Origin of the sequence: Streptomyces sp. YPW6 (assembly GCF_018866325.1) — a bacterium.
Lineage (GTDB): Bacteria > Actinomycetota > Actinomycetes > Streptomycetales > Streptomycetaceae > Streptomyces.
In genome coordinates this window covers 3,770,139-3,788,223 of the sequence record NZ_CP076457.1, presented here as the reverse complement: position 1 = coordinate 3,788,223, position 18,085 = coordinate 3,770,139, and the positions used below count along the sequence as shown (strand labels likewise).

12 protein-coding genes are annotated in these 18,085 nt (G+C 69.4%); 2 read left to right on the top strand and 10 right to left on the bottom strand.

Features of this window, described 5'->3' with window-relative positions:
* Window positions 1–12: 12 nt before the first annotated feature.
* The 7 genes from trxA to KME66_RS16785 form a co-directional block, all read right to left on the bottom strand.
* Window positions 13–345 (bottom strand): thioredoxin, encoded by a 333-nt coding sequence (gene trxA / locus KME66_RS16815; protein WP_073222941.1) that lies wholly within the window; start codon window positions 343–345, stop codon window positions 13–15.
* 46 nt (window positions 346–391) lie between these two features.
* On the bottom strand, window positions 392–1,363 hold the full coding sequence (gene trxB / locus KME66_RS16810; protein WP_073222943.1) for a thioredoxin-disulfide reductase: 972 nt from the start codon (window positions 1,361–1,363) through the stop codon (window positions 392–394).
* 125 nt (window positions 1,364–1,488) lie between these two features.
* Window positions 1,489–2,466, bottom strand: a complete 978-nt coding sequence (locus KME66_RS16805; RefSeq protein ID WP_216323344.1) for an anti-sigma factor — start codon at window positions 2,464–2,466, stop codon at window positions 1,489–1,491.
* A complete protein-coding gene (gene sigM / locus KME66_RS16800; RefSeq protein ID WP_073222946.1) occupies window positions 2,463–3,179 on the bottom strand; it encodes an RNA polymerase sigma factor SigM in 717 nt (238 codons plus the stop codon). Before sigM ends, KME66_RS16805 begins: the two co-directional genes overlap by 4 nt.
* A gap of 211 nt (window positions 3,180–3,390) precedes the next feature.
* Window positions 3,391–5,121, bottom strand: a complete 1,731-nt coding sequence (locus tag KME66_RS16795; protein ID WP_216323341.1) for a protein kinase family protein — start codon at window positions 5,119–5,121, stop codon at window positions 3,391–3,393.
* A gap of 129 nt (window positions 5,122–5,250) precedes the next feature.
* Window positions 5,251–7,410 (bottom strand): murein biosynthesis integral membrane protein MurJ, encoded by a 2,160-nt coding sequence (gene murJ, locus KME66_RS16790; protein ID WP_216323338.1) that lies wholly within the window; start codon window positions 7,408–7,410, stop codon window positions 5,251–5,253.
* Window positions 7,411–7,460: 50 nt separating this feature from the next.
* Window positions 7,461–9,755, bottom strand: coding sequence for a DUF6049 family protein (locus KME66_RS16785; protein ID WP_216323335.1), 2,295 nt, complete (start codon window positions 9,753–9,755; stop codon window positions 7,461–7,463).
* Window positions 9,756–9,935: 180 nt separating this feature from the next.
* Here KME66_RS16785 and KME66_RS16780 point away from each other — a divergent pair, with 180 nt between their 5' ends.
* On the top strand, window positions 9,936–11,378 hold the full coding sequence (locus tag KME66_RS16780; protein WP_216323332.1) for a CCA tRNA nucleotidyltransferase: 1,443 nt from the start codon (window positions 9,936–9,938) through the stop codon (window positions 11,376–11,378).
* 99 nt (window positions 11,379–11,477) lie between these two features.
* Here KME66_RS16780 and KME66_RS16775 read toward each other — a convergent pair whose 3' ends face one another.
* The 3 genes from KME66_RS16775 to KME66_RS16765 form a co-directional block, all read right to left on the bottom strand.
* Window positions 11,478–12,746, bottom strand: coding sequence for an MFS transporter (locus KME66_RS16775; RefSeq protein ID WP_216323329.1), 1,269 nt, complete (start codon window positions 12,744–12,746; stop codon window positions 11,478–11,480).
* A gap of 166 nt (window positions 12,747–12,912) precedes the next feature.
* Entirely contained in the window at window positions 12,913–13,995 is a 1,083-nt protein-coding gene (locus KME66_RS16770) for an inositol-3-phosphate synthase (protein WP_216323326.1), read from the bottom strand.
* A 59-nt stretch (window positions 13,996–14,054) separates the two neighbouring features.
* A complete protein-coding gene (locus tag KME66_RS16765) occupies window positions 14,055–14,762 on the bottom strand; it encodes a PadR family transcriptional regulator (protein WP_073222962.1) in 708 nt (235 codons plus the stop codon).
* A 739-nt stretch (window positions 14,763–15,501) separates the two neighbouring features.
* On the opposite strand from KME66_RS16765, the gene KME66_RS16760 reads away from it, so the two are divergent.
* Window positions 15,502–17,922: a transglycosylase domain-containing protein gene (locus tag KME66_RS16760; protein ID WP_216323323.1), complete on the top strand. Its 2,421-nt coding sequence runs from the start codon at window positions 15,502–15,504 to the stop codon at window positions 17,920–17,922.
* Window positions 17,923–18,085: the final 163 nt, after the last annotated feature.

Below are 18,085 nucleotides of genomic sequence, written 5' to 3'. Positions count from 1 at the left end.
GCGCGCCTGCGGTCAGGCGCTGATGAAGCCTTCGAGGTCGCGGAGGATCGCGGCCTTCGGCTTGGCACCGACGATGGTCTTGGCGACCTCGCCGCCCTGGTACACGTTCAGGGTGGGAATGGACATCACGCCGTACTTGGCGGCGGTGGCCGGGTTCTCGTCGATGTTCAGCTTGACGATCTGGATCTGGTCGCCGTGCTCTGCCGCGATGGCCTCCAGCGAGGGGGCGATCTGGCGGCACGGGCCGCACCAGGCAGCCCAGAAGTCCACCAGAACAGGCTTGTCGCTCTTGAGGACGACGTCGTCGAAGGTGTCATCCGTAACGTGCTTCAGGTCGCCGGCCACGGCGGCCTCCTTAGTTTCTCGGGGTGATGGGGTGTGGTGCGGACGTTCAGGCGGCCGGGGTCTTCTCCGGCTCGGCGGGCTCGGCGTCGGCCAGGGCCGCGAGGAATCGCTCGGCGTCCAGGGCGGCGGAGCAGCCGGTGCCCGCTGCCGTGATGGCCTGACGGTAGGTGTGGTCGACGACGTCGCCCGCGCCGAAGACGCCGGTGAGGTTGGTGCGCGTGGAGGGCGCCTCGACCTTCAGGTAACCCTCGTCGTCGAGCTCCAGCTGGCCCTTGAAGAGCTCGGTACGCGGGTCGTGGCCGACGGCGATGAAGAGTCCGGTCACGGGGAGGTCGGAGGTCTCGCCGGTCTTGGTGTTGCGCAGGGTCAGGCTGGAGAGCTTCTGGTCGCCCTTGATCTCGGCGACTTCGCTGTCCCAGGCGAACTTGATCTTCGGGTCGGCGAAGGCGCGGTCCTGCATGGCCTTGGAGGCACGCAGGGTGTCACGGCGGTGGACGATCGTGACGGACTTGGCGAAGCGGGAGAGGAAGGTCGCCTCTTCCATCGCGGTGTCGCCGCCGCCGATCACGGCGATGTCGTGGTCCTTGAAGAAGAAGCCGTCGCAGGTGGCGCACCAGGAGACGCCGCGTCCGGAGAGGGCGTCCTCGTTGGGCAGTCCGAGCTTGCGGTGCTGGGAACCGGTGGTCACGATGACCGACTTGGCCCGGTGGACGGTGCCCGCGGTGTCGGTGACGGTCTTGATCTCACCGGTGAGGTCGACCGCGACGACATCGTCCGGGACCAGCTCGGCACCGAAGCGCTCGGCCTGGGCGCGCATGTTGTCCATGAGCTCGGGGCCCATGATGCCGTCCTGGAAGCCGGGGAAGTTCTCCACGTCGGTGGTGTTCATCAGCGCACCGCCGGCCGTGACGGCGCCCTCGAAGACCAACGGGTTCAGCGAGGCACGGGCGGTGTACAGCGCGGCGGTGTACCCGGCCGGTCCGGAGCCGATGATGATCACATTACGGACGTCGCTCACGGGTTCTTTCCTCGTTTCTGCAGACTGCCTAACTGCCTACGGGGTCGGTCAACGACTCACACCCCACCCAACGGATCCTACGGCTGATGCATTCCCGAACATGCCGCGGCGGCTGCGGAGCGTCCTCAGGGGCGGTTGTAGGAGCGGGTGAGCAGCAGTTGACCGGAGGACTCCGGGGCGGCGTCCACGCAGGAGGAGGCCACGACGTAGGCCTGCACGCGTGAGGGGTCGCTCCTGTGCGGCAGGACGACGAGATACGCGTCCGTTCCCCGGTACGTTCCCTCCTCCAGGGCGAGGGCCGGTGTGGTGCGGCCGGTTGCCTTCTGGACGCATGGAGGCACGGCGACCGCCGGAGCCTTCATGGGGCTCCTGGACAGCTCGGCTTCGGGTGTGAGGGCTTGGCCCGACGACTTGATGTCGCCCTCCGGCGGCACCTTCTTGGCGCCTGGGCTCTCCTGGCTCTCCTGGGTTGCCTCGTCGCCGAGGAGGTCCCGGACCTGGTTCTCGAGTGTGGCGTCCGCGTAGGCGGGCGCACTGCTGTCCGCGGCACTGAATCCGCGGTCGGCGACCGACGTGGACGCGTCGTCGGAAGGGGTGAGGGACTGGAGGAAGAAGACGCTCATCCCGATGACCGCGGCGCCGAAGGCGGTGCCGAGGACCACGGTGCGCCGGCGGCGGCGTGAGTGCCGACGGCCCGGTCCGGTCGTGGCCGAGGGACGGCCCGCCGGTCGGTCCGGGGCCGTGGCGCTGCCGGTCCCGGAAGCGGACCGGGCTGCCGGCCTGCTGGCTTCCGCGCCATCGCCGGTCGTTGTTTCACGTGAAACAACGACCGGGTCGTTGTCGGTGGAAAGAGTGGGGCGGGCTTCCGCCGCGAGAGCCGCGTCGATACGGGCGGCGATGTCCTCGGGCATCGGCTCGGGGTCGGGCACCGTCCCGAGGAGTTCGCGGATCTCTTCCAGGGAGTCCCGGACCTCTGCACAGAGGTCGCACTCCGCGAGGTGCTGCTGGACTTCCGCGCTCCGGGAAGGGGCGAGCAGCCCCTCGGTGAGATCGGAGATCTCGGAGACCTCCGGGTGCTGAGACGTGTCGGCCGTGGGGGTCACGGGCGCCCACCTCCTCCCTTCGTGGCGGCAGGATCGCTTGCTCCTGCGTCTCTGGGGCCTGACGCAGGTGGGACGGATTGTCCGTGTGCCTGGTTCCGTCCGCCCGCGCCGTTCTCCTGGCCCGAGGTCTGTCCCCCGGATTCCGTGCGCAGGTGGCGGACCAGGGGGGCCAGTCTCGCCCGGCCCCGGGCGCAGCGGCTCTTCACGGTGCCGGCCGGCACGTCCAGGATGCTCGCCGCCTCCGCCACGGGATAACCCTGCATGTCGACGAGGACCAGGGCCGCCCGCTGTTCGGCGGGCAGTATGTCCAGGGCTTTCTGGAGCTGGCGGTGGAGGTCCTGCCGCACGGCGGGGGCCTCTGCGGACTCGTGGGGCTCCAGGAGCTGATCGAGCCGTTCGGCGTCGTCCACGGGGGATGTCCTGCGGGAGGCGGCTTTGCGGACCCGGTCGAGGCAGGCGTTGACGGTGATCCGGTGGAGCCAGGTGGTGACGGCGGACTGGCCGCGGAAGGTGTGGGCGGCGCGGAAGGCCTTGACCAGGGCGTCCTGGACGGCGTCGGCCGCTTCCTCCCTGTCTCCCAGGGTCCGGAGCGCCACGGCCCAGAGCCGGTCGCGGTGTCGCCGTACGAGTTCACCGAAGGCGTCGGGGTCACCCGCCACATGCTGGGCGAGCAGGTCCGAGTCGCTCGGTGCCTCTGGTGGAACGGAATCCACCGTGCTCCCCCTCCGAACCGGATCCGATGTCACGTAGGGCCGCGCCGGGTGAAGCGGTGCGACGGGAGAAGCCTGCCGTCACGGACGTGACGGCCGCAACCCTTGCCGCCGCGGCTGCGCGGCGGGGCGGGGCGGCCCGCCCCACAGTAGCGGGCGGGTGGGGTCGATGATCACGGGCCGGGTGCGCCTGATCCCGGTCTCCGGCCTGTGCTCAGCCGAGGACGGAGATGTCGGTGATGCCGCCGCGGTATCCGCCGGTGCCGTCCGCCGGGAGTTCGGTGATGTGGATGAGCACGTAGCGCGTGCGGACGGGCTTGTCGAGCGTCTCCTTGAGCGTCGACCCGGCGACCGTCCGCTTGACGATCTGCTGGTCGAAGTCAGCCGTCGCGGAGGGGGACGTGGCGTCCGGGGAAGCGGCGGAGACGGTCGTCGTCTGCCCGCTGCGGTACATGGAGACATCGACTCCGGAGACGTCCCGCACCTTGCCCAGGTCGACGATGATGCCGCTGCCCTGCTTGCGCTGGGGGAGGTTGCCGAAGTTGGCGAAGCCCTGGTAGCGCGGGGTGACCCAGTGGGTTCCCTTGTTGCCGTCCACGGTGTTCGCCACTTCCCGCTGCTTGATTCCGGAGCCGTCGGGCATGAACTCCGAGGCCCCCGCGATGTCCAGGGGTTCGGCGGACGGTGCGGGCTTGTCGTCCTTGTTCTTGTCGTCCTCGTCCGGCGCGGTGACGCCGGTGTCGTCGGAGCCCTTGGTGCGGTCGAGCAGTGCTTCCGCGAGCTGCCAGCTGCCGAGGCCCAGGGCGGCGATGAGGAGAGCGGACACCGCCCACTTCAGGACGCGGCCGGCACGGCTCTGCAGGGGTGCGGGAGGGACCGGCAGCACGGGCTGCGTGGCGGCGGACGGGTGGGAGGACGGACGTCCGTAGGTGCCCTGCTGATAGGTCGTTCGCTGGTAGGCGGGTGGTGCGGTGAACGTGGGCTCGGGCGGAAGGATGCGCGGCATCGCCGCGACGGCCTTGGCCAGTTCGTCCGGGGTGGTGCAGGGCGGTTCCTGGCGGGAGGCGGTGGCGCCGTCGTTGGCGAGCGCCCGCATGGCGAGCTCGGAGAGGCCGCGGTGGACGCCGGCCCGTACCTGGTCGGGGGCGATGAGGCCCAGGCCCTTGGGCAGCCCGGCGAGTCCGTGGGCGTCGTCCTCGTACGGCCAGCGGTGGGTCAGGGCGGCGTACAGGAGGGCGCCGATGGCCTCGGTGTCCGTACGGAGGGGGTGCTCCGCGGTGATGCCCCGCAGGGCGGCGTTCACGGCAAGGCCGCGGATCCGGTACTGGCCGGTGGAGCTGCGCAGGACCGCGCCCGGGGTGAGGCGCAGATGGGAGAGGCCCTCGCGGTGGGCGGCGGCCATCGCTTGGGAGAGCTGACTGACGAGCTGGTAGGCGTCGTGGGCCTCCATCGGCCCGGCGGCCAGCAGAGCGGTCAGCTCGGTGGCGTCCGGCAGCCATTCGTGGACCACGTAGACGAGGTCGTTCTCCTCGACAGCGTCCAGGACCTGGACGAAGCGCGGGTCCCCGAGCAGGGCCGAGGAGCGGGCGGCGGCCAGTACCGAACGGGCCCGCGGGTGGTCGGCGGTCAGCAGATGGACGCCCACCGCCCGGCGGAGCTTCTCGTCGACCGCGCGCCAGCTGCTGAAGCCGTCCAGACGGGTGACGCATTCCTCCAGGCGGTAGCGCCCGGCGAGCTTGTGGCCGCTGTGCAGGTCGGGTGACGCGGGAACCGCCTCGGAACGCTTCCGCCCGCCGTCCGCGTTCTCGGCGTCCTGGGGGCTCGCGCCATGGGTGTCCTCGGCTTCCGCCGTTCCGTCGGTCGTGGCCTCGTCCGCCTTGGCGGTCAGCGGCTCGTCGCCGCTGTTGTCGGCCACGTCGACGGCAGCCGTGCTACGTTCCGCCACCGTCGTTCCTGCCTCCCCATCCGTTGCGCGATGCCAGCCAGCTCTGCACAGTCACGCCAATTGTGCCCACACTCCGGCGCTATGCACGACACGCGGAGTGCGGCGATGGTTGTGCGGGCGGGTGCTCATTCAGCGTCCGAGCCGTCCACGCACCATGCCGACCAGGCCGTTGACCTCTTCGATACGCATCTTCTTGGCCGCGACGAAGAAGATGCCCAGGAGGAGGAGACCACCGCAGATCAGTGCGGCCAGGGAGCCCAGGGCGCCGGTTCCGACCAGTTCCAGGATGCCGAATCCGACGGCGCCGCCGACCAGGGCGGCAGGCAGCGCGGCCATGCAGAGGCGGGCGTAGGTCCGCACGATGTGCGCGCCGTCCAGGTCGCCGCCGAGCCGGTTGCGCAGGCGGTGCCAGGCGACGCCCACGCCGACGGCGTAGGCCAGTCCGTAGGAGAAGGCCATGCCGACGACCGCCCAGCGGGCGGGCAGGACGACGTAACAGAGAGCGGAGGCCGCGGCGTTCACGGCGGCCACGATGACCGTGTTGTAGAAGGGGGTGCGGGTGTCCTCGTAGGCGTAGAACCCGCGCAGCACGACGTACTGCACGGAGTACGGGATCAGGCCGAGCGCGAAGGCCATGAGGATGAAGCCCATGGAGCGGGCGGCCTCGGTACCGCTGGAGGCGTACAGCAGGGTGCACATCGGCAGGCCGAGCGCGAGGAAGGTGAAGGCCACCGGCACGATCGCGACGGCCGAGTTGCGCAGTCCCTGCGAGATGTCGTCGCGGACCGCTCCGGGGTCGTTGTCATGGGCGGCCCGGGAGATGCGGGGCAGCAGCGCGGCCATGACCGAGACGGTGATGATGGCCTGCGGCATGCCCCAGATCAGCTGGGCGTTGGAGTAGGCGAGGAAACCGGTGCCGTCCTGGCCCGAGGCCGCGCCGGCCGCCGTGGACAGCTGGGTGACGACCAGGACGCCGGCCTGGTTGGCGAGAACGAAGAGCACGGTCCACTTGGCCAGCTTGATGGTCTTGCCGAGCCCCTGGCCCTTCCAGTCGAAGCGGGGGCGGAAGCGGAAGCCCGTCTCGCGCAGGTAGGGAATCATCGCCAGGGACTGGACGACGAGTCCGAGCAGGGTGCCCATGCCCAGCAGGCGGACGCCCTCCGGCGGAATGGTGTCGACGCCCATCTGCGATTCGGCGGAGGTGCCGTAGACCCAGATGAACAGCCCGAAGGTGATGATCATGACGATGTTGTTGAGGACCGGGGTCCACATCATCGCGCCGAACTTGCCGCGGGCGTTGAGGATCTGACCCATCACCACGTGCACGCCCATGAAGAAGATGGTCGGCAGGCAGTAGCGGGCGAAGGTGACGGCGACGCTGTTGGCGGCGACGTCGTTCGCGATCGTGGGGGAAAGCATGTGGATCAGCGCCGGCGCGGCGAAGACCGCGATGGCGACGATGGCGGCGAGCGCGACCATCACCAGGGTGAGGAGCCTGTTGGCGAAGGCCTCGCCGCCGTCCTTGTCGTCCTTCATGGCACGGACGAGCTGGGGGACGAAGACCGAGTTCAGGCCGCCGCCGACGGTGAGGATGTAGATCATCGTCGGCAGGGTGTAGGCGATGGTGAAGCTGTCGCCGAGCATCGCGGCGCCGAGCGCGGCGGTGATCACCAGTGACCGGACGAATCCGGTGAGCCGCGAGACCAGAGTGCCGGCGGCCATGACCGCGCTGGACTTGAGGAGCCCGGAGACCTTGCCGCCGCCCTTGGCCGGCGCCGGCGCCGGAGCGGGTTCGGGCTGGGGCGGTACCGGAGGCTTCCCCGACCCTTCCTGGTCCCGGAAGAGGTGCGCGAAGGCGTCCGGCTCCTGCCGGTCATCCGAGGCGCGGGTCACCAGGTCGTCGACGCCGACGAACTGCGTCGTCGCCGGGCGGTCCCCGTACGGCAGGTGGCGGGAGGGCCCGGCGGGCTCGGGGGGCGGGGTCTGGGCCCAGATGCGCGGGTCCGGGGCGTGCGGAGCGGGGGGCGGCTGCTGGTAGAGCGGTGCCGGCTCCTGGTAGGTGCCGGGAGGGGGCGGCGGATGGGCGGCGCGGTCGTAGAGCGCCTCGTCCACCGGATCCTGGGCGGTCAGGTCCTGCGCCCGGTAGGGATCGTCGTCGTAGGCGTGCTGGAGGTACGGGTCCGGCGGCACGGAGCCGTACCGGCCCGCCCCCGGAGGAACCGGAGGCCCGCCCGGAGACGCTGCTCCGCCCGCGCCCTGCCCGCGGTCACCGTCGTACGGCGCGTTCATCGAAACCCCTACCTCATCGTCCCCGGCCGACCGGCCACGACAGACATCGCTCAACGGTCCACTTTCTCACCCGTTCCCGACGGGGCCCCGCTTTCCGGTCCGGTGTCCGGAGCCGGGTCACTCGGCTGCTCGGGTCCGTCACCGTTGCCGTTCGCCGTGTCGCTTGCCACGGCCCGCTTGCGGTGGTTGTACATCCTGATGCCGGCCAGCACCAGGAGCAGCAGCCCGCCGGCGATCACGAGCAGCACGGTGGGTGTCACCTCGGAGACCTTCACGGTGAAGGTCATCTCCTCGCCGTACGGCGTGCCGTTCTCCGTGAACAGCCGGGCGGTCACCTGGGCCCGGCCGTTGGCGCTGGTCGCCGTGTCGAACTTCACGGACTGGCTGTGCCCGCCCGCGATGCTGACCGGCAGTTCGGCCGTGCTCCCGTCGTCGTTGAACTTGAGCCGGATGTTGTCCGAGGTCAGCTGGAGAACCAGCCGGTCCACGCCCTGTACCAGCTTGTTCTGCACGGTGACCGGGATGGTGGCGCTGCGCCCGGAGAGGGTGACGTCGGACTTCTCGATGAGCTGCACCTCGGAGGTGAGACTCTGCAAGTAGTCGCGGACCGCGTCCCGGTACTGCTGCGCCTCCAGGGTCCTCCCGCGCCAGGACGTCGACATCGAGCGGTTGACGGCGTTGCCGAAGGGCGTCACCACGCGCTCGGGCTGCGTCAGGATCGTCTCGAAGCTGTCGAGTGACCCCTGGGTCGTGCGGATGTCCTGGAACGCCTGTGTGGGCAGTTCCTGGGAGCGGAGCTTCTTCGGGTACGCGGAGGCGCGGGGAACCTTGGTGGTGGCCCTCGGGTCGGGCTTGACCTCGGAGGCGGCCACGAGGTCGAGAGGCTGTGTCCACCGGTTGCCGGACAGCCCCTCCAGGGCGCGGGCCATGGTCTGGGCCTGCGCGACGGTGGGCATGCGCGGCGGGGCCACGACGATGCTGCGCTCGTTGTCCGGGGTCTGCTCGGTCAGCGCGAGGGTCTGGGCGAGGAACTTCTGGACCGCGAGGGTGGAGGCGCTCGCCCTCGCCATGTCGCCGTCGAACAGGGTCGACAGCCGGGCGTCCGCGACGACGGCGGTGGTTCCCCCGCCGATCGGCCGTGCGGCGCTCGGTGTGTACGGAAGCGAGGCGGTCTCCCGGAAGCTGTCGCTGCGGGCGATCACGTTGTGGGCTCCCGCCGACGTCGCCACATCGACGATGGCGGAGTCCACTGCGCCGTTCACGGGCCAGGCGAAGTCGGTGGAGGGCTTCACGTGGAGGATGGTCTCCACGGTGGTCGCGGCCACCGTGGAGGCGTTCTGCAGATGGCTGAGCGTTCCTGAGACGGCTTTGCCCCGGTGGGCGATGGAGGCCAGATCGGGGTCCGCGAACGGCAGCGCGATCACCTTGCCGTCCTCGACCACCTTCTCCAGAGCGGTGAGCCACCGCCTGGCGAGGGCCTGGTTCTTGCCCGGGACGGTCGTGTCGCCCGACTCGACCTCGTACTTCCCGGCCATCGCCGCGACGCTCGCCAGGAGATCCGGGTCGATGACCCAGGTCACGGGCAGCCGGCTGCCCAGGGCCACCATCTGCTCCAGCCGGCCGCCGGGCGCCAGCTCCTCGGCCAGGTCGTCGTCGGTGAACACGGGGGTCTGCTGTTCGTCCGAGCGGGTCTCCGCCGTGACATGGGGAGACGCGATCAACGGCCAGAGGAACGTGAGCTTCGTCCTCTTCTTCGCCGCCTCGGGCTGCCAGGGCAGGAACGAGCGCTCGATGCCCAGCACCCGCTCGTAGGGGGCCGTGGTCGTTCGGCCGGAGACGGAGACGCCGAGCTGGTAGACGCCCGGGTCGTCCAGGCCCAGCTTGTCGACGGGGACGGTGAGGGTGAAGTCCTGGCTGATGCCCCTGGCGAGCTTGGGGAGCTTCACCGTGTACTTGTCCCCGACAGCGATCGGGTCGGCGCCGGGAACGTAGGTGGTGCGTTTCGCGGCGTCGTCGACCTCTCCGCGCCCGGAGAGGCGTGGGCCGACCCGGAGATCGACCTCGGCGCTGCTGATCGTCTCCTTGCCCTGGTTGGTGAGCGTTCCGGAGACGGTCAGGGTGTCGTCCTCCGAGGGAACGCTCGGAGTGAGCGTGTCGAGGGACACATCGACCGTGCGGGAGCCTGTGGGGGCCTTGACGGGCTCGGCGGCCTGGGCGGTACCGGCGGCCGGAACGGCCAGGAGACCGGCCAGCAGCGGCGCTCCGAGCACCGCCGAGGCCGTGCGCCGGAGCCACCGGCGGGCAGGAGAGGGACGAGTCCCCTGGAAATCTGCCGCCTCGGCCACGCGCCTACCCGTCCCTCGTCGTCGTCAGCTGCTGTCGATCGTTCGGTCCTGCGTCCCCGCATGGTAACGAGATGCGGCGGGCCGAAGTGCTGGGGTCCATCGCACATGATCGCGGGTATCCCGCAGGGCGGCCGTAAACGATGACGTCGCGTCCGGCCCGTGCACGTACCCTTTTCTGTTGTGCCGAACGCCAACGAAGAGAACGCCAGTGCACTGAGCCAGGTGCAGCACCGTGCGGTGAGTGAGCTGCTGCGGGTGTCCCCGGTCGCCGACGACCTCGCCCGCCGATTCCAGGAGGCCGGATTCGGCCTCGCGCTGGTCGGCGGATCGGTCCGCGACGCTCTGCTGGGCCGCCTCGGGAACGACCTGGACTTCACCACCGATGCCCGCCCCGAGGACGTGCTCAAGATCGTCCGCCCCTGGGCCGACTCGGTCTGGGAGGTCGGGATCGCCTTCGGCACCGTCGGTTCCCAGAAGGACGGCTACCAGATCGAGGTCACGACCTACCGGTCCGAGGCCTACGACCGGACTTCCCGCAAGCCCGAGGTCTCTTACGGCGACTCCATCGAGGACGACCTGGTGCGCCGCGACTTCACGGTCAACGCGATGGCCGTGGCCCTGCCGGAGAAGGAGTTCGTCGATCCGTACGGAGGGCTGAAGGACCTTGCCGACCGGGTGCTGCGCACTCCGGGGACGCCCGAGGCGTCCTTCTCCGACGACCCGCTCCGCATGCTGCGCGCGGCCCGCTTCGCCGCGCAGCTCGACTTCGAGGTCGCCCCCGACGTCGTCACCGCGATGACGGAGATGGCCGCGCGGATCGACATCGTCTCCGCCGAGCGGGTCCGCGACGAGCTCAACAAGCTCCTGCTCTCCCAGAACCCGCGCAAGGGTCTGGGGCTCCTGGTCGACACCGGGCTGGCCGCCCATGTGCTGCCCGAGCTTCCCGCCCTGCGCCTGGAGAGTGACGAGCATCACCGCCACAAGGACGTCTACGAGCACTCGCTGACCGTCCTGGAGCAGGCCATCGATCTGGAAGAGGGGGGTCCCGACCTCGTCCTGCGGCTGGCCGCGCTCCTCCATGACATCGGCAAGCCGCGCACCCGCCGCTTCGAGAAGGACGGCCGGGTCTCGTTCCACCACCACGAGGTGGTGGGCGCGAAGATGACGAAGAAGCGCATGACCGCGCTCAAGTACTCCAATGAGCTGGTCAAGGACGTGTCGAAACTGGTGGAGCTGCACCTGCGCTTCCACGGGTACGGCGACGGCGAGTGGACCGACTCCGCGGTGCGCCGCTACGTCCGTGACGCAGGGCCGCTGCTGGAGCGGCTCCACAAGCTGACCCGGTCGGACTGCACGACCCGGAACAAGCGGAAGGCCAACGCGCTCTCCCGCACCTACGACGGGCTGGAGGAGCGCATCGCTCTGCTGCAGGAGCAGGAGGAGCTGGACGCGATCCGCCCCGACCTGGACGGCAACGAGATCATGCAGATCCTCGGGGTCGGGCCGGGGCCGGTGATCGGTAAGGCGTACGGCTTCCTGCTGGAGCAGCGCCTGGAGAACGGGCCCATGGAGCGGGACGCCGCGGTGGCGGCGCTCAAGGAGTGGTGGGCGCGGCAGGGCTGAGCCGGGCAGGGTGATGTTTCACGTGAAACATCGACGACCGGATGTGCCCAGGGGCGTTGTTTCACGTGAAACAACGCCCCTGGGCACATCCATGACCCGCTACGGGCGGGCATCGCTGCGTCGGCAGCGGAACATCGTCACCGCCACGACCGCGTACAGCACCGAAACGACGGCCACGACGGTGACCGATCTGCCGTCCGGCGGGAGCATCAGTGCCGCCACCCCTGCGGCACTCACGAACGCGACGTTGAAGAGCACGTCGTAGAGCGAGAAGACCCGGCCGCGGAAGGAATCGTCGACCGAGGTCTGGACGACGGTGTCGGTCGCGATCTTCGACCCCTGTGTCACGACGCCGAGCACGAACGCGGCGACGAGCATCGGGGCGGGTGCGAAGGAGAGGCCGAGGGCGGGCACCAGGACCGCTGCCGCTCCGGCGCAGCCCACGATCCACCCGTACCGGCCGAGCCGGCCCACCGCCCAGGGGGTGACAACGGCGGCGATGAAGAATCCGGCGCCGGACACTCCGACCGCCAGGCCGAGCAGGGCCAGTCCGTCCGACTCGGTGTCGGACCAGGCGTAGCGGCACAGCATGAGCACCATCACGGTGAGCGCGCCGTAGCAGAACCTGATCACGGTCATGGCGGCCAGAGCCCTGGCCGCGTGGCTTCGACGTGCCAGATGGCGTAGCCCGGCGACGAGCCCGCGGGCGGTGACGGCGAGAGCGGCCCGCAGCCGCATCGGGCTCTCGTCGGTGTCCGGACCCAGCAGGGTGCGGGGGAGGCTCAGGGAGGCCAGCGCGGAGAGCAGGTAGAGCATCGCTCCCAGGAGCACGACCGCCGCGTCGGACTCGTCGGCGAGCAGCCGTACGGCGAAGGCGAGGCCGCCTCCCGCGGTGGCCGCCAGGGTGCCCGCGGTCGGAGAGAGGGAGTTGGCGACGACGAGGCGGTCGGTGTCGACGACCCGGGGCAGGGCGGCGGAGAGGCCGGCCAGCACGAAGCGGTTGACGGCGGTGACGCAGAGGGCCGAGGCGTAGAAGAGCCAGTCGGGCGCCGAGGCGAGCATCAACAGGGCCGTGGAGCTGGCCAGGGCTGCCCGCAGGAGATTCCCGTAGAGGAAGACCTGGCGTCGGGGCCAGCGGTCCAGCAGCACCCCGGCGAAGGGCCCGATGAGGGAGTAGGGCAGGAGGAGCACGGCCATGGCGGAGGCGATGGCGGCGGCCGACGTCTGCTTCTCCGGGGAGAAGACGACGTACGCGGCGAGGGCGACCTGGTAGACGCCGTCGGCGGACTGGGACAGGAGCCGCACGGTGAGCAGGCGGCGGAAGTTCCGCAGGCGCAGCAGGGTGCGCAGATCACGCGCGACAGACATGGGAGCAAGCGTCACACACGTCGGGGGTCCGCGGGCGGATTACCCGGGGACCCCCGACGTGCGGCAGTGGGAGATGAGCGTCTCCGCTCAGTGCTCCCGGTGAAGCGGTCGGCGCTTCGATGAAGCTGTCAGTGCTTCGGTGGAGCGGTCAGTCGAACGGACTGGTTCAGCGCTCCGTCTCGCCCTTGATGAACTTCTCGACGTTCTCGCGGGCCTCGTCGTCGAAGTACTGCACCGGCGGGCTCTTCATGAAGTAGCTGCTCGCGGAGAGGATGGGGCCGCCGATGCCGCGGTCCTTGGCGATCTTCGCCGCACGGACGGCGTCGATGATGACACCGGCCGAGTTCGGGGAGTCCCACACTTCGAGCTTGTACTCAAGGTTCAGCGGAACGTCGCCGAACGCGCGGCCCTCGAGGCGCACGTACGCCCACTTGCGGTCGTCCAGCCAGGCCACGTAGTCCGAGGGGCCGATGTGGACGTTGTCGTCGCCGAGCTCGCGGTCACGGATCTGCGAGGTGACGGCCTGCGTCTTCGAGATCTTCTTGGACTCCAGGCGCTCACGCTCGAGCATGTTCTTGAAGTCCATGTTGCCGCCGACGTTCAGCTGCATGGTGCGGTCGAGGATGACGCCGCGGTCCTCGAAGAGCTTCGCCATCACGCGGTGCGTGATGGTGGCGCCCACCTGGGACTTGATGTCGTCGCCGACGATCGGGACACCGGCCTCGGTGAACTTGTCCGCCCACTCCTTGGTGCCGGCGATGAAGACCGGGAGAGCGTTGACGAAGGCGACCTTGGCGTCGATGGCGCACTGCGCGTAGAACTTCGCGGCGTTCTCGGAACCGACGGGCAGGTAGCAGACGAGGACGTCGACCTGCTTGTCCTTGAGGACCTGGACGACGTCGACCGGGGCGTCCGTGGACTCCTCGATCGTCTCGCGGTAGTACTTGCCGAGTCCGTCGTGGGTGTGGCCGCGCTGGACGGTCACGCCCGTGTTCGGCACGTCCGCGATCTTGATGGTGTTGTTCTCGCTGGCGCCGATGGCGTCCGCGAGGTCGAGGCCGACCTTCTTCGCGTCGACGTCGAAGGCGGCGACGAACTCGACGTCGCCGACGTGGTAGTCGCCGAACTGGACGTGCATCAGACCGGGCACCTTGCCGGCCGGATCGGCGTCCTTGTAGTACTCGACGCCCTGCACCAGCGAGGCGGCGCAGTTGCCCACGCCTACGATGGCTACGCGAACCGAACCCATTCCGGTTGCTCCCTGTGTAATCGGTGTTTCCGATGAAGTCGCCGCGGAGTGCGATGACTTCACTTGGCGGTGTCGTCGGACGGATCCGGCGGGGTGTTGTCCCGGTGCCGGGGCAGGCCGCCCGTCTCTCCAGGTGTGTCCTGCTGAGCGGAGCCCTCGGACGAGGATCGTCGCCGATCCCGTCCCGACCGCTCGCTCTCGATGAGCTCGTTCAGCCAGCGCACTTCGCGCTCCACGGACTCCATGCCGTGCCGCTGCAGCTCAAGTGTGTAGTCGTCGAGTCGTTCACGGGTGCGGGCGAGAGAGGCGCGCATCTTCTCCAGGCGCTCCTCCAGCCGGCTGCGCCGGCCTTCGAGCACCCGCATCCGTACATCGCGTTCGGTCTGGCCGAAGAAGGCGAAGCGCGCTGCGAAGTGCTCGTCCTCCCAGGCGTCGGGACCGGTGTGCGACAGCAGTTCCTCGAAGTGCTCCTTACCTTCTGCCGTCAGCCGGTAGACGATCTTCGCTCGGCGTCCGGTCAGGGAGGAGGAGGAAGCAGCCGAGCGTCCGGTGACCGGTGCGGTGTCCGCCGGGTCCCCGGCGGGCTCCTCGATCAACCAGCCGCTGGCGACCAGCGTCTTGAGGCAGGGGTAGAGGGTCCCGTAACTGAACGCACGGAAGATCCCCAGCGAGGTGTTGAGGCGTTTGCGCAGCTCGTAGCCGTGCATCGGCGATTCGCGGAGCAGGCCGAGAACGGCGAACTCCAGGATGCCGGAGCGTCGGCTCACCGGTGCCTCCTCCTTCTCCCGCTGGTTCGACCGGCTCGGTCCACCGGGATCATCGGTGAACTTATGCCGTGCTGATGTATCGACTCGATACATCAGCACGATAGATCGATCGCTTCTGTTCGACAAGGGTGACCTTCGTGAGCGGCGTCACATCGATGATTCCCAGGGTTCGACTTGCGTTGTTTGGGGTGAAGTTCGGCCCTAGGCGGGTTTTGACCGTGCGTAGTCTGTGCGGCATGCAGACCACCGGGAACCGCGGAGCGCTCACGCGCGTCAGTCATCGCGGACTGCTGGATGTACCGCGGATGAGCCTTCCGCAGTGGCTTGTCCGTAATTCGGGGGGACCGGATCTCAACTGCCGCTTCCAGGCGCTCTCGCCTGCCCGAGGAGTAGTCGTTCCATGAGCGAGCACCGTCGCAAATCGCCGCAGCCACAGAGTGGTGGGCGTGCCGCGGCCAGACGAGCCGCCCAGCAGTCGACCGGGCGCCGAGCCGCTCCGTCACGCAGAGCCACTTCGGCATCACCTTCCGAACCGCCGTCCGATTCGTACGGCGAGGAGCGCCCGTACGGCAGCCGCGCCGAGGCCCGTCGTGCGGCGCAGCGTGGCGGGCGACGCCGGGGCGCCGACGCCGGGGGCCACGGCGCGGGCGGCGGTGGCGGCCGACGGCGCGGGGGCGGCGGGGGTTCCGAGGGTCCGGGCGGCCGCGGGCGCGACAACGGCGGTCCCGGCAAGAAGCGGATGATCGACTACCCGCGCCACGGCAAGTACGGGTTCCGTCGCTGGGTGCCCTCCTGGAAGCTGGTCTCGGGGCTCTGCCTGGGATTCCTCGGGCTGCTGATGGGCGTGGCGGGCGTCTCGTACGCCTTGGTGTCCAAGCCGGACATCAACGAAGCGGCGGAGGCTCAGAACAACGTCTACTACTGGGCCGACGGTACGCCGATGGTCGCGACGGGCGGTGCGGTCAACCGCCAGATCCTCAAGTACGAGCAGATCCCGGAGGCCATGCGCAACGCCGTGATCTCCGCCGAGAACAAGAGCTTCGAGACGGACCGCGGCATCGACCCGATGGGCATAGGGCGTGCGGTGTTCAACATGGCCACGGGTGGCGAGACCCAGGGCGGGTCGACCATCACTCAGCAGTACGTCAAGAACTCCAGGCTCTCCCAGGACCAGACGTTCACCCGAAAGTTCAAGGAACTCTTCATCACACTCAAGGTCGCCGGTGAGGAGTCCAAGGAAGACGTGATGGCCGGGTATCTCAACGTCTCGTACTACGGACGCGGGGCCTCCGGTCTGCAGGCGGCCGCCCGCACGTACTACAACAAGGACGCCGAAGACCTGGACGCGAGCGAGTGCGCCTTCCTGGCCACGCTGCTCAAGGGCGCCAGCTACTACGACCCCGCCGGCGCGATCGACATCGACAAAGTCAACGCGACCCCGGAGAAGAACACCGCGCGGGCCAAGGACCGCTGGAAGTGGATCCTTGACGAGCAGGTCAAGGACGGGCGGATGACGGCGGCGGAGCGCGCCAAATACGTCGACTTCCCGGACCCGCAGCCGAAGAAGAAGGACGCCAAGCTGGGCGGTCAGACCGGCTACCTGGTGGATCTGGCCAAGAAGTACTTCCTCGCCAACAACGACAAAGGCTACGACGCCAAGGCCCTGGAACTGGGCGGCTTCGAGATCCACACCACCTTCCAGAAGAAGCGGGTGCAGGAGCTCGAAGCGGCGGTGAAGAAGGTGTACAAGGCCAAGATCCGGCCCGAGGAGCGCCCCGAGACGGACACGCACGTCGAATTCGGCGGGGCGTCCGTGGACGCGAAGACCGGTGCCATCATCGCCACGTACGGCGGTCAGGACGCCACCACGCACTTCACGAACAACGCCGACGCCACCGGCGCCCAGGTCGGTTCGACGTGGAAGCCCTTCGTCCTGGCGGCGGCCATGCAGTACGGCGTGCGCGATCCGTCGGGCCCTCCGGAGCAGGGCGAGTCCCAGCGCACCCAGGTCTCGCCGAAGAGCATCTACAACGGCGACGACGGCCTGAGGATCAGGGACTACACGGGCAAGATCTGGCTCAACGAGAACGACGAGGAATGGCGTCAGACCAACGACGGCCACTACGACTACGGGGAGATCGACCTGCGGACGGCCATGGAGAAGTCCGCCAACTCCCCGTTCGTGCAGCTCGGCATGGACGTCGGGACGAACAAGGTCAAGGACGTCGCCGTCGCCGCCGGTCTGAAGGACGACACCTTCATGGCGGACGCGACCGTTCCGTCGTTCTCCATCGGCACGTCCTCCCCCAGCACCATTCGCATGGCGGGGGCCTACGCCACGTTCGCCACGAGTGGGAAGCAGAACGACACCTACTCGGTGACCGAGGTGAAGCGCGAGGGCGTGGTCGTCTTCCAGCACAAGAAGAAGACCAAGCGCGCCTTCAGCCCGATGATCGCCGACAACGTCACCGACGTTCTGAAGAACGTCGTGGAGAACGGGACGGGCACGCCCGCCCGCCTCGAGGGCCGTGAGGCCGCGGGCAAGACCGGTACGACGGACGGCAACCGGTCCGCCTGGTTCGTCGGGTACACCCCGCAGATCTCGACCGCCATCAGCATGTTCCGGCTCGACGACGACGAGAAGAACAAGGACCGGGAGTTCGAGGAGATGTTCGGGACGGGGGGCGAGAAGAAGATCCACGGAGCTTCGTTCCCGGCCTCCATCTGGCACGACTACATGACCGGGGCCATGAAGGGGAAGAAGGCCATCGCCTTCCCGGAGCCGCAGGACCCGGGCGAGGTCGTGTGGGGTGGCGGCGCGGTCAGCCCCAGCCCGACTCCCAGCCCCACGCCCTCGAAGACGCCTTCCGAGGAGCCGAGCCCGACGCCGACGCCGACGCCGACCACTCCGAGCCCGAGCCCGACGCCGACCAAGAGCTGCGGCTTCTTCGACCCGGACTGCCAGGCGGCCGACGGCGGGGCGAACGCCGGAGCTGACGGCGGGGGCCAGAACGGCGGCGCGGACGGCGGCGGTGACAGCACCGGGGCGGACGGCGGCGGAGACACCACCGGAACGACCGACGGTGGTGACAACGGCGGAGCCCAGGGGTCCGGTGGCAAACCTGGCGGATCCGGAACGATCTGGGGCAACTCCGGATAGCCGGACCGCCGGCCGATCCCCCGGGGCCGGCTCAGCACAGCGGCGAGGGCCGCCGTACCCGCCCGGGTACGGCGGCCCTCGCCGCTTTCCCGCCGGCGCAGTGCATCCTCCGCACTCCTCCCGTGTCCCCCGGGCGGTCCTTGCCCCGGACACAGTCCCGTAC